Source organism: Oculatella sp. LEGE 06141 (genome assembly GCF_015207605.1).
Taxonomy (GTDB): Bacteria; Cyanobacteriota; Cyanobacteriia; order Elainellales; family Elainellaceae; genus Oculatella.
This window is the reverse complement of sequence record NZ_JADEWO010000051.1, coordinates 32860-45397: the sequence shown is the minus strand read 5'-3', so window position 1 is coordinate 45397 and position 12538 is coordinate 32860. Positions and strand designations below refer to the sequence as shown.

General features: G+C 52.1%; 11 protein-coding genes. 6 read left to right on the top strand and 5 right to left on the bottom strand.

Features of this window, described 5'->3' with window-relative positions; genetic code table 11:
* Window positions 1–76 precede the first annotated feature (76 nt).
* Window positions 77–844: a YdcF family protein gene (locus IQ268_RS25025; RefSeq protein WP_228035698.1), complete on the bottom strand. Its 768-nt coding sequence runs from the start codon at window positions 842–844 to the stop codon at window positions 77–79.
* Window positions 845–1039: 195 nt separating this feature from the next.
* On the opposite strand from IQ268_RS25025, the gene IQ268_RS25020 reads away from it, so the two are divergent.
* The 3 genes from IQ268_RS25020 (at window position 1040) to lnt (ending at window position 5959) form a co-directional block, all read left to right on the top strand.
* The gene (locus IQ268_RS25020; RefSeq protein ID WP_193884931.1) at window positions 1040–1183 is read left to right on the top strand and encodes a hypothetical protein; all 144 of its coding nucleotides are present in this window, start codon (window positions 1040–1042) and stop codon (window positions 1181–1183) included.
* A 315-nt stretch (window positions 1184–1498) separates the two neighbouring features.
* Window positions 1499–4132, top strand: a complete 2634-nt coding sequence (gene gyrA / locus IQ268_RS25015) for a DNA gyrase subunit A (RefSeq protein ID WP_193884929.1) — start codon at window positions 1499–1501, stop codon at window positions 4130–4132.
* A 174-nt stretch (window positions 4133–4306) separates the two neighbouring features.
* Entirely contained in the window at window positions 4307–5959 is a 1653-nt protein-coding gene (gene lnt / locus IQ268_RS25010) for an apolipoprotein N-acyltransferase (RefSeq protein WP_193884945.1), read from the top strand.
* A gap of 88 nt (window positions 5960–6047) precedes the next feature.
* Here the strand turns inward: lnt and IQ268_RS25005 are convergent, their stop codons facing one another.
* Complete coding sequence (locus IQ268_RS25005; protein ID WP_193884927.1) at window positions 6048–6440, bottom strand: DUF4359 domain-containing protein; 393 nt, start codon at window positions 6438–6440, stop codon at window positions 6048–6050.
* A gap of 86 nt (window positions 6441–6526) precedes the next feature.
* Window positions 6527–8278 carry an EamA family transporter gene (locus tag IQ268_RS25000; RefSeq protein WP_193884925.1) on the bottom strand — a complete coding sequence of 584 codons (1752 nt, stop codon included), beginning with the start codon at window positions 8276–8278 and terminating at the stop codon, window positions 6527–6529.
* Window positions 8279–8475: 197 nt separating this feature from the next.
* Here IQ268_RS25000 and IQ268_RS24995 point away from each other — a divergent pair, with 197 nt between their 5' ends.
* Both IQ268_RS24995 and IQ268_RS24990 read left to right on the top strand, forming a co-directional pair.
* On the top strand, window positions 8476–8760 hold the full coding sequence (locus tag IQ268_RS24995) for a hypothetical protein (RefSeq protein WP_193884923.1): 285 nt from the start codon (window positions 8476–8478) through the stop codon (window positions 8758–8760).
* A 113-nt stretch (window positions 8761–8873) separates the two neighbouring features.
* The gene (locus IQ268_RS24990; protein WP_193884921.1) at window positions 8874–10199 is read left to right on the top strand and encodes a four-carbon acid sugar kinase family protein; all 1326 of its coding nucleotides are present in this window, start codon (window positions 8874–8876) and stop codon (window positions 10197–10199) included.
* A gap of 55 nt (window positions 10200–10254) precedes the next feature.
* Here IQ268_RS24990 and IQ268_RS24985 read toward each other — a convergent pair whose 3' ends face one another.
* Complete coding sequence (locus IQ268_RS24985) at window positions 10255–10626, bottom strand: response regulator transcription factor (RefSeq protein WP_193884918.1); 372 nt, start codon at window positions 10624–10626, stop codon at window positions 10255–10257.
* A 340-nt stretch (window positions 10627–10966) separates the two neighbouring features.
* Here IQ268_RS24985 and IQ268_RS24980 point away from each other — a divergent pair, with 340 nt between their 5' ends.
* Window positions 10967–11761 carry an S-adenosyl-l-methionine hydroxide adenosyltransferase family protein gene (locus tag IQ268_RS24980; RefSeq protein WP_193884916.1) on the top strand — a complete coding sequence of 265 codons (795 nt, stop codon included), beginning with the start codon at window positions 10967–10969 and terminating at the stop codon, window positions 11759–11761.
* 39 nt (window positions 11762–11800) lie between these two features.
* Here IQ268_RS24980 and IQ268_RS24975 read toward each other — a convergent pair whose 3' ends face one another.
* Window positions 11801–12409 carry a response regulator gene (locus IQ268_RS24975; protein WP_193884914.1) on the bottom strand — a complete coding sequence of 203 codons (609 nt, stop codon included), beginning with the start codon at window positions 12407–12409 and terminating at the stop codon, window positions 11801–11803.
* Between the last annotated feature and the right edge of the window lie 129 nt (window positions 12410–12538).

The following is a 12538-nucleotide window of genomic DNA, read 5'->3' as shown; positions in this document are numbered from 1 at the left end:
GCCCCACCCTACAATGCTTGCGAACACCCGTTGCTTACAGCATTGAGCGCCAACAACCATTGAACAGACAACGCGCCTAGTTGAACGAAGACGGATAATTGGATTGCGAAATTTGGTAGTTAGGCTGAAAGAACCGTCCTTTTAGCCCGTAAGCGACCAATCCCATGTATTCGCGTAGCATCACATTGGCTTTTCGGTTGCGATCGAGAGTACCAGGTACGAGGCTGGGAACTGGAATCACTTGAAAGCCAAAGCCTTGAAACGTGAGCATCGATCGCAGCATGTGCGGTGTATCAGTCACCAGGAGAATTCGCTGAATCCCCTGGGGGCGAAGTTGCTCTGCCGTAAATTGTGCATTTTCATAGGTGGTCCTTGAGCAATCTTCACCCTGTAAAACAGAGGCAGGCACTCCTTTTTTGCGTAACAGCTTTAGCAAGATAGGCGCATCGTTAATGCCGCTAGCAAAGATAAAGGGTGCCCGCTGAGCCTTCCACAAATGGGCAGCTAGCTCCACTCGCGATGGGCTGAAGGGTTTTCCCCGACCCAGAACCACGATCGCGTCCACGGTTTCTCCAGAATCGCGGGGCAGCACGTTGAAAAAGGTATGCTCTGCCAGATGAAAGGTTGGCGAGAAAAAGGCTGAACAGTAAAGGATTAAAAGACCAGCCATCAGGACGTTAAGCTGCCGTTTTCCATGCCGAATTGGAATCCATTGAATCAACCTGAAGGCAACCACCATCAGGAAGACGACTATTCCAGGTCTGGACACAAACCGGGTGGCGATCGCGGTAAAGGCAGTCCATGTTGCTGCCGAAGTTTCAGGACAAAAAGCCGAATCAAGCATAGCGTCCTAGTTTCCTTTAGCCATGATCAATGAATTGAAGCAGGTGGATAGGACACTTTGACGATTGAGCCGGACGGTTGCCTGGTGAAACCAAACTACGGTGTTATTTTCCATACGCATACAGCCAAAGCCACGTCACCAGGGCGGTGCCTTGTTTTCAACCAGACGTTGGGTGATCCACTGAAGTAAATAGATATGAAATACCAACCCGCCTGCCCCATGCTGTGCCCTTTGATTCAGATTTGCTTAAAGATCAACCGAATCATCGAAACCGATGGGGTTCCATCCGCAGTCGGCTACTGTGCCGTGGTTGATGGAATGCCGCAATTGAACTGTTGAGTTGGGAGTATCAAACTCAGATCCAGGCTCTCAGATTAAGATGACCCGCTGAACTATATAGCTAAACGAAACTGGTTCAACGAACGTTCAATCACCCCGGCTGGTTGGAGCAGGCGAGAGCCGTGAAAGCTGCCACACATGTCCCTCAAGGAGCGTTGCCCTGCCCTCAGCGAGGCTCAAGAGAGTAACAAAAATGTGCTAAAATTGTATAACTAAGCAACAAAAATTGGCAAATATCTAGAATTTAGGCAGCATTTTTCGCCATATTTCAGCTTTTCGCTGCCAAAAGCTCGCATTTTTGGAGTTTTTTACTGTATGACCTTCTCCCAGGAGCGGATTATTCCTACGGATCTGCGGGGCGAAATGTCCCGGTCTTACCTAGAGTACGCCATGAGCGTAATTGTGGGTCGGGCATTGCCGGATGCGCGGGATGGTCTAAAGCCGGTTCACCGCCGCATTCTCTACGCGATGCATGAATTGGGCTTAACCCCCGATCGCCCCTTCCGAAAATGCGCTCGTGTGGTGGGTGATGTAATCGGTAAATACCATCCCCACGGCGACACGGCCGTTTACGATGCGCTGGTGCGGATGGCGCAAGATTTTTCGATGCGATCGCCGCTGATTGACGGGCACGGCAACTTTGGGTCGGTAGATAACGATCCGCCTGCGGCCATGCGATATACCGAATGTCGGCTGCGTCCTCTTACGACTGACGCACTGATTCGAGACATTGAATCTGAAACGGTTGATTTTGCCAGCAACTACGACAACTCTCAGCAAGAGCCGTTAGTCCTTCCAGCTCGAGTGCCGCAGCTTTTGCTGAACGGTTCGTCTGGGATCGCTGTTGGGATGGCGACTAACGTTCCTCCCCACAACCTGGAAGAGCTGATTAATGGAGTCGTGGCATTAATTCATAATCCTGAAATTACGGATATGGAGTTAATGCGGTATATCCCCGGTCCCGACTTCCCCACAGGCGGCAAGATCCTGGGAACCAGCGGTATTCGTGAAGCATTTATGACCGGGCGCGGGTCGATCACCATGCGGGGCGTGGCGGCGATCGAAACCATCGAACACCGAGGTCGTCCCGATCGCGAAGCCATCATCATCACTGAGCTGCCGTTTCAAACGAACAAAGCCGCTCTGATCGAAAAGATTGCAGAGATGGTCAACGATCACCGGATTGATGGCATCGCTGATATTCGAGACGAGAGCGATCGCGACGGTATGCGGATTGTGATCGAACTTCGGCGCGATGCCTATCCGCGCGTAGTGTTAAACAATCTCTACAAGCAAACACCGCTCCAGGCTAACTTTGGGGTAAACATGCTGGCGCTGGTGAACGGCGAACCCCAAATCCTGAGCCTGAAGCAGTTGCTCCAGGTCTTTCTGGACTTCCGCATTGAAACGATTACCCGCCGCACTCGCTACGAACTTCGTAAAGCAGAAGAGCGGGCACACCTGTTGCAGGGGTTATTAATTGCGCTACAAAACCTCGATTCAATTATCAGCCTCATTCGCCATTCTGCAGATGGGCCAACCGCAAAACAAGAGCTAATTGACACGCACGGTTTGTCTGAACTGCAAGCCGATGCCATTCTGCAAATGCAGCTTCGCCGCTTAACAGCTCTCGAAGCTGAAAAGATTCGGCATGAGTATGATGACTTGCAGACCCGGATCGCTGACCTGCTAGATATTCTGGCGCGGCGCGAACGAATTTTGCAGATGATTGAAACGGAAGCGGCTGAGCTGAAAGCTACTCACTCAACGCCCCGTCGCACGGTGATTGAAGGGGTCGAAGGTGAACTCGATGCCACCGATTTAATTGCCAATGAGCAGGTCATCATTTTGGTGACCGAACAGGGGTACATCAAACGAATGCCCGTTAGCACGTTTGAGGCGCAAAGTCGAGCGACGAGAGGCAAAGCCGGTACCCGGATGAAAGAGGATGATGGTGTCGAGCATTTCTTCACCTGTTGCGATCACGATAGTGTGCTGTTCTTTAGCGATCGCGGCGTTGCCTATTTCCTGAAGACATACCAGATCCCAACAGGGTCTCGCACATCGCGCGGCGTTCCCTTGGTGCAGTTGTTACCCATTCCCCGCGTTGAGAAAATCACGTCAATCGTGCCGGTGACGGAATTCACCAACGACGAATATCTGGTGATGCTCACTCAGGGTGGATACATCAAGAAGACTGAGTTGTCTGCGTTTAGCAACATCCGAGCCAATGGCCTGATTGCCATCTCTCTAGAAGAAGGCGACCAGTTGCGCTGGGTGCGCCGTGCTCGTGCAGAGGACAGCATCACAATTGGCTCCCGCCAAGGTATGACCATTCACTTCCGCGCCAATCATGAGCAGTTGCGTCCACTGGGACGACCCACCCGTGGGGTTAAGGCAATGGCGCTGCGAAAGGGGGATGAACTCATCAGTATGGATATCCTGCCCAGCCAAATCGTAGACGCGATGGTACCCACTGATGACGCAGATACCGAGACAGAGATAGACACGGATGCGGCAATTGAGGTCGATACTGAAGAGTTAGAAGTGGAACCCAGCCGCAATCAAGGTCCCTGGGTGCTAGTAATTACCGTGGGTGGCTTAGGGAAGCGGGTTCCTGTGTCTCAGTTCCGGTTGCAAAAGCGAGCCGGGATGGGATTACGGGCGATCAAGTTCCGCAAGCCACAAGATCGGTTGGCTGCGCTGCGAATCGTGGGCGAGGAGGATGAAATTATCCTGGTCACCAGTCGCGGCATTGTGATTCGCCAATTGGTTAAAGCCATTCCCTGCCAATCACGAGCGGCAACGGGTGTTCGAGTTCAACGACTGGATGGAGACGATGCCATCATTGCCGTCGCGTTAGTGCCTCCTGCGGCTGAGGAAGCTGGAGTGGAAGGAATTTCAGTCGAGGAACCTGAGGCAGAGGAAGGCGAAGCCGCCGCAGAATAGATGCAACGCAACAGATGCAAGTAAGATGCAAGGGATTAGAAGCACACTCTAGGATAGTGATAAGCACCCGTGTAAGCAGTAACGACAGCGATCGCAGTGTTCAAGAGCAAACTTCTAATTCCCACCCCGTCTTTTCTAGCTCATCCGCTCACCGCCCTTGCGGGCGGTGTTTTAATGGGGTTAACGCCTGCCCCTGTGAATGCCTGGTTCTTAGCCTGGATTGCGCTCGTGCCATTATGGTTGGCAATCGTTGTTGCGGCTGATACTCAATCCGGCGCAATCCAGCCATCTCGGCGCGATCGTTTTTGGGGATTCGTTCTACGACCGCTCCTTTGGGGTCTGGGATATCACGGCTTAGCGCTGTCGTGGATTACAGACTTGCATCCATTAACCTGGATGGGCATACCGTGGTTGGGCAGTATTGCCATTACCGTCTTTGCCTGGGGGTTCATCACCATCTGGGGCGCTTTACTGGTCACCATTTGGGCACTCGGACTGAGCATCCTATGTCGATTGTCATGGGCTGATGTTCAGCAATTTCTGCGTGCCAGGTTGCGCTTTATGCCTAGGGTGCCACGCCAGCCGCCCAAATCCTTTTCGTTTCCTTCCCTTTCCCGCGCTCCCTCCTGGTTACGGATTCTAATGGGCACAGCGCTTTGGTGCGCCCTGGAAACGCTTTGGAGTTCTGGAGCGCTGTACTGGACATCCCTGTCCTATACACAAAGTCCTTATAATCTGCCCATTCTTCACTTGGGCAGGCTGTCAGGGCCGATGGCTGTAACAGCAGCGATCGTTGCCGTGAACGGTTGCATTGCCGAAGCCGTATGGCTGAGGCTATACCATCGCTTCAACACCACTCGCTCCCCCAACTCGATTGCCGCTAGACCTTATCTGCTCAGTGCAGCGTCGCTCCTGCTTAGCCTGCACCTGGTTGGAGGTGGACTCTACCGATCATCGCTAGCATCACCGCCAGAAAATGCGCTAAGAATCGGTATTGTTCAGGGCAACATTCCGACTCGAATTAAATTGTTTGATGAGGGGCTACGGCGATCGCTTTCGGCCTATGTAACGGGTTATCGCAGTTTGGTACAGCAGGGAGTTGATGTCGTGCTGACACCAGAAGGAGCCTTGCCCTGGCTCTGGGTCGGTAGCCCTCGCCAAACCGAAAATCCACTGTATCAAGCCATCGTAGAGCAGGGCGTGCCCGCCTGGGTGGGAACGGTTGGAGTAGAGCAGAACCGAATCACTCAAAGCCTGTTTACCCTGGCAGGAACGGGCGAAGTACTCAGCCGATACGACAAAGTAAAGCTAGTGCCGCTCGGAGAATACATCCCGTTTGAGGCAATCGTTGGACGATTGATTAGTCGGCTGTCGCCCGTCGAAGCCACCATGCTCCCAGGCCGCTATGACCAGCGGTTTGAGACTCCATTCGGTCGGGCGATCGCCGGAATTTGTTATGAGTCAGCCTTTGCTCAACTGTTTCGGAACCAGGCCGCTGCTGGTGGCGAATTTATCCTGACGGCATCTAATAATGATCCCTATGGGCGTGCCATGATGGCACAACATCATGCCCAGGATACGATGCGGGCAATCGAAACCGATCGGTGGGCAGCTAGAGCAACCAATACAGGGCTTTCTGGAATAGTTGATCCTCATGGTAGAACCGTCTGGCTGTCGGAATTCAGGACGTATGTAACCCACGCCGACACCCTCTATCGAAGGCAGAGCCGCACGCTCTACGTTCGTTGGGGAGACTGGTTAACACCATTACTGGCAGCGATGGGGCTGGTGGCCTGGAGCGTCTCTTCCCCTCGAACCGATCGTTAGACACAGCAGTTTTAGCCCCGTTTAGCCAGTACATCCGCTGCCCTGGGGGGCGATCGCTTGCCTCCTGTACGCTGTCGGATACGCTGCACTACTGCCGATCTAGCCTGTAGGTGTAGAAGTTGCGAAACACTCCCACTGTCTCAAACCGATAGGACGGCAACAGTTGGCTGAGAAACGGCGGTAAATATTGCTCAAACGATAAATTAGTGGTGTAGATACTCACAACGCCATAGTTCTGACGCTGAGTACTCTCTGCAATAATTTGTTGGATTTGATCCTGGTTATCCGCCAGCAGCGATTCACACTGTGGTCGCAACACTTCAGACGCTTGACCACACGCATTACTTTCTAAATACTCGCTGAGGCGATCGACCGCATAGAGTTCATAGTCAGCCTGACCAGGATTTGTCACCGCCATGGCAACACCCAGTCCCAGCAAAACTATCCCGAGCAAAGACGCTCCAATCTTTAGGCTTTTCATAGGATGTGGGCGCGCATTACCGCTAGCCTACGCGCTGTGGTTGCAAGATGACAAGCGTCATGACTCTAGCAGCGGCATTGAGTTCCCTAACCTTTCGCGTCCTTCGCCTGCATCTGCACCTGTTTAGCGGCTTTGCCTTGACTCACCATTCGCTCGAAGCTGAGGGCAACCACGCCAGAGGTGACAATGAAAATGCCCAACCACTGCACCAGTTTTAGTTCGGTACGATCGCCCGGTGTAATCACAAATGCCAGTAGAGCCGTCAACACAGGGCCACTTGAGGCAATGATAGACGCACGCGCTGCCCCCATAAACCGCACGCCAAAGTTATTGAGCAAATATCCGGCTAGCGTTAGTACACCCAGTACAATGCCAGAGAGAAACAGCCCAAATCCATTAGCAGGCGGCTCTCCCACTTGAAAGAACAGCAGCATTAAATGAGTCAGCACAAAAATAGTGACGAACTGAATCAAGCTAACTGGAACAGGATGCAGCTTGCGAAAGCTGATCTGCATGGAAATTAAATAGCAGGCAAAGGAAATGCCAGATATGATTGCAGCTCCAATCCCGATCCAGGAAATATTGGTTGTCGCGGCCAGCTTCGGCAACGCTGTCAACACCACTCCTAAACTGATGGCAACCATTACAACCACCCGGAGTTGCGATGGGCGATCGCCAAACAGCAACCACGCTAACGGCACCGTCACAATCGGGTACATAAACAGAATTGTGACGGCCACCCCTGGCCCAATCTGCCCGATCGCAATGTAGATTAAGACTTGAGATAAGAATAGAAAGAAGCCGCTGCCCACCACGCTACGCAACAGGGCGCGATCGTTCGACAAAGAGAACTTTTTGATGTCGTGCCAGGTGGGTTTATAGAGAAACCAGGCTAAGCTAGCCATCGCTGGTACCACGACCCACATCCGCATCAGCAAAATCCACAAAGAGTTACCGACGCTGTTGAGCTTGATGAAGCCTCCAACCTGGAACAATCCCAGAACATTACTGGGATTCCCAATCACGCCAACCGCAACATTGTGCAGGGATAGGGCAACCGTGGACAGCAAAATCAACGCGAAGCCAATTTTGAACTGAGAGAATCCATACCGCAGGGGCGATCGCACCGGGGCAACCGGAGGTTCTGGCGCACTCACTGGCGCGACAGGCAGCACGGTTGGCGGCCCTTGTCGTAACGGCATCGAGTCGGTTCTGGGTAACGAAACTGGATGATCGGAAATGCCATGCCCGTTGCCATTGCCCATTGCGCTGGATGCGGCCTGCGTTCTGGCAGCTTCTACCCTGAGATGCTGACTCAGGCGATTGACCAGCATTTCGAGGATAGCCTCGCCCTGTTGCTCCAGGTTATGCATTCGGTTAATTTGCTGGGCGATCGATCCCTCGTAACTGTTCAAGTCCTGCCGCAGTGCCGTAAAGGTGCGCGTTAGCGTATCATCCAGCGAAGAGAGCAGTTTATGAGCATTCTCATGATGGGCGTTAACTCCGGTTGTTAGAGACGAACTGGCCTCGCCAGGGATGGTATCTAACCCTGCTGCCTGGTGTAAACGTTGCACCAATGCCGCTTGCAAATGATTAGCCAAAACATAGGCCAGTTGTTTTGCCCAGGCCTGCTGCTGTAAAAGTTGCTGTTGCGACAGCACGACTTGATTCTGCGTTTGTAGCTGTTTTCGCTGCTCTCGCAACCGTTCAATATCGTTGACCAGAAGCGATTTTTCGACCTGGAGCCGTCTCACGTCCTGGTTGAGCTGAGCTACTAGATCATGCTGTAGGTTCTGCAAGTCTTGAGCAACGGTTTTCAAAGCTTGCTCCGCAGTCATGGGATCGGTTGATCCAACGTTTTCAGATAGATTTTCTAGTCGCCCCATTACGCGCAACCTCTAGTGTATTAACGAAAAATGGCTTTGAGTAAACTGGTTCACGTGCTATGGCTCAATGAGTTAGAGTAAAACCCCAACTTGGTTGAAAGGATGATATCTCTAAAGGTAACCATTTGCCCAACTCATCCATTGGAGAAATGCAACCTATTCAAGCCCATTTTGAAGCGTTAGCGACCATCTTTCAAAAGCACGCTGCTGCCCTGGAAGCTGACGTTCGTGCCCTGCAGCAAGCCGATAAAACGGCTCAGTGGCCGATTGCCTGGAAGCGAGTCTACAACTGGCATTTTGCCAACCAATTTGCACGTCAAACCCTATTTCGTAATTGGGCCGCAGATGCATCTGCCTGGCAGTTATTACCAAGTCGAGTGTACCCAAATCGCGGCAATTGCCAACCTGGGGAGGAAAGAGAGAATGAGGAATAGAGTGCCAGCGCTCTCAGGCGGGCGAGACTAAAGCTAAACGGGCTGCCCTGAATCTCTGATCGTGGTAAGGTTCATAGCAAACTGTTTTTCGGGGCGATCGCTACCCTTACTGAATGACGACCAATCCCAAAATTATTGTGCTGGATGACGATCCAACGGGTTCTCAAACCGTTCACGGCTGTTTACTGCTGATGCGCTGGGATGTGGACACGTTGCGATTGGGTTTAGCAGATGACTCTCCCATTGTGTTTGTCCTAACTAACACCCGTGCCAAGCCGCCAGACAAAGCGCTGGAAACGACGCAAGAGGTGTGTCGTCATCTCAAGCAGGCGATCGCAGCGGAGCAGCTCCACGACTTTTTGATCGTCAGCCGCTCAGACTCGACGCTGCGGGGGCATTATCCCATTGAAACAGACGCGATCGCTGCCGAACTCGGCTCCTTTGATGCCCATTTTCTCACCCCTGCTTTTTTTGAGGGCGGGCGGTTCACCCGTGACAGCATTCATTATCTCCTGGTCAACGGAGTGCCAACCCCGGTTCACGAAACGGAATTCGCGCAGGACTCGGTGTTTGGCTACCGCCATAGCTATCTGCCCGATTATGTGCAAGAGAAGACGAACGGGCGAATTGCCGCAGAGGACGTTGAACGGTTTTTGCTCAGCGACATTCGAGCAGGAACCGTGGATCGGCTGATGCACCTGCACGATAACCAGTGCGTTGCCGTGGATGCAGAGACTCAAGCTGACCTCGATCGGTTTGCGGCAGATGTGTTGATTGCCGCCTCCCAAGGCAAACGGTTCTTGTTTCGCAGTGCCGCCAGTTTACTGACCGCGTTAGCCAACCTGCCGCCGCAACCTGTGGCTGCTGAGGACATGGCTACCTATACACGAGACAACCAACCTGGAGCCGTGATCATTGGCTCGCATGTCCAAAAGACAACCGAACAGCTAGAAGCTCTGCTCCAGGCTGAGGCCGTGGTTGGGATTGAAGTAGACGTGGTGCATTTGCTGCAAGATTCGCAATCCCAACGGGCTGAACAGTTGGAGCAAACGCTGCAACAGATTCACAATGTGCATCGAGCAGGCAAAACGTCTGTTGTCTATACCAGTCGGGATGAACTCACGTTCGACACGATTCAAACTCGATTGCAGTTTGGGGAAGCGGTATCCGCTCTGCTGATGGACATTGTGCGTGGGTTGCCGTCTAATCTGGGGTTCTTGATTAGTAAAGGTGGCATCACTTCTAATGATGTATTGAGCGACGGTCTGGCGCTGAGATCGGCTCGTCTTCTGGGGCAAATCTTGCCGGGTGTATCAATTGTACGTACTCCTACCGATCATCCTCAATTTCCCGATTTACCCGTGGTGCTATTTCCAGGAAATGTGGGCGATCGCGATGCGCTTGCCGCTGTGCATGCTCGTTTAAGTCAACCGCATTAGGCCGTGGTGCTGGCTCTGGAAACTGGCAGAGAGCCTAACGGCTAGAGTGCCAACGCTATTGGCTACCGCGCAGCAGTTGCTTTACGGTTTGCACCAGTTCCAGCGGATGAAACGGTTTGGTGATGTAAGCATCTGCACCTTGTTTCATTCCCCAATACCGATCGAATTCTTCGCTTTTAGTAGAGCAAATGAGGACTGGAACGTTTGGGTTCTTAGCATCAGTTCGAATCCAGCGGCAGAGTTCATAGCCGTTCATCTGTGGCATTACGATATCCAAAATCACCAGATCTGGGGGACTCTGCTGAATTTTCTCTTTTGCTTCAAGCCCATTGGTCGCTTCAATGACGGTCAGCCCTTGCTTCTGCAAAATTTTTGAGAGCATTTCTCGCAGCGTTTGACTGTCATCTACGATTAGAACTGTACTCATAATTCTTTACTTCGTCCCACATAGTTGCTTTGGGCAAACGCTGCGCTTTGTCATCACTGGAACATGCATTCCCAGAACCAGAGCCAAGCAAGATGCACTCTTAGATATTGTCATTGCCCTCAGCAGTATTCCCAGTTTCTTGTGCTCTCATTTAGACCAATCTAGCCTGGTACAGCCCCATCTTTTGCCACCTGATTCGCAATTTGTAGCGATCGCACCCTATTATAGGTTGCCCAATCAATCCACCCAGGGTGTAAGACATTTTTACCCTTCTCTATCTTGCACTCACACAAGGCTAAACTGTCTACTGTCTAAATTATTTGAGCAACGACGGGGTGCTATGTTCATTTCCCTTATTGCTGATTATGGGACAGGCGATCCGGCTTTTTTAGAAGTGTCTCAACGATTGTTGATGCTTCTGCCGCAAGCGCAGGTGCACTTACTTTCTATTCCACCGTTTAATACGTTGGCAACCGGCTTTTGGATTGCACAACTGGGTCTTAACCCTGGACCAGAACAGCGGTTAATTTATCACAACTGTGCGCCCCGGCAAGACGATCCCGACGCGCGACGAGACAACGAGGGGGAAGGATTAACCTATGCCGTGTTGCCTAATGGGGTCAAAGTGGTTGGGGTAAACGCCGGATATTCCCTGTCCTTTATTAAGGAGCACGCTACTGTGCTGCACAGCGTTAACGTATCGCGTGGGGGATCACAGTTTCGATCGCGGGATGTCTTTCCAACGGCAGCCGCAGCGATCGCCAATGAGGATTTCAGCCTGCTGGGAGAGGCGATCGCCACCAACCAACTTCCTGACCGTCCCGATAACCGAATTGCCTGGGTCGATGGTTACGGCAACATTAAGACTACTATTCCAGCCCATACGATAAATTTGGAACCCGAAACCAAAGTGGTGATTCGCGTTGGGGATGTGGTTAGCGATGCCATTTATTCGGATGGCAGTTTTCGAGTTCCAGAGGGCACCTTAGCGTTTGCACCCGGCAGTTCTGGCTGGTCAGATGTAGACGGTACACCACTGCGCTGGATGGAACTGTTCTTACGCGGAGGAAGCGCCTGGAGACGATTTGGCAAACCGCGCTTAACCCAGCGAATTGCCCTGATTACAGGGTCATAGTCTCCGCTTGTTTTCTCTGCTAACGGCGTGAGCCAGCGGTCAATCGAAGCGGAAGGAATGAGGTTCTTCAACGCCGGAGGTGCGAGAGTCCCAAGTATCCGGCTTGGCGCGTTTTGCGACAAAGGCAGCGCTGGCGCTAGACGACAAGATGGAGGAGGAATTAGGGCGACGTGTCTTCAGCTCTTCCTTTACCGTCAGCAATACCGAAACGAGTGCCCCAGTATCCAACACTGGCTCTCCTAACAGGTCAAGAATTTGTCGCACTTTGGTAGCTGCTCCGCTGACCAGGTTTTCTCGCTCAAAGCGAGGCAATAAATCTGACGCACCCTGATACATAGCCCATTGCCGCTCTGAGAGCAAAATCTCGGGTTGGGCACCGTTAACCAATACCACTTTCATCTCTGGACAATGCTGACGTCGCCAACGACAAAAGGAGTACGGATTGATGTTTTGTAACCGAGTATCGAGCAACAGCAGGTCTGGCAGGGTAAAGCCAGCCTTTTTTAGATGGCTGATTGTTTCAACTAAGTTGACATCAGGTGATTCCCAAATAACAGCGAGTTGCTGAGAACGCAGAACCGTTTGCCAGATAAAACCTTGAAATCCGGTGGGATGCACTATCAAGATCAGTTTGCGTGGATCAGCCATGTGAGGAGATTAAGCGGTGAGATGCATTAGGGGATGAATCAACCGTGAAGAACTATCATCAGCCAGTGTTTTGACCCACAACCCTGTGCCAAAACACTGGATACACGCAGAAAATCCACCTATTATCCT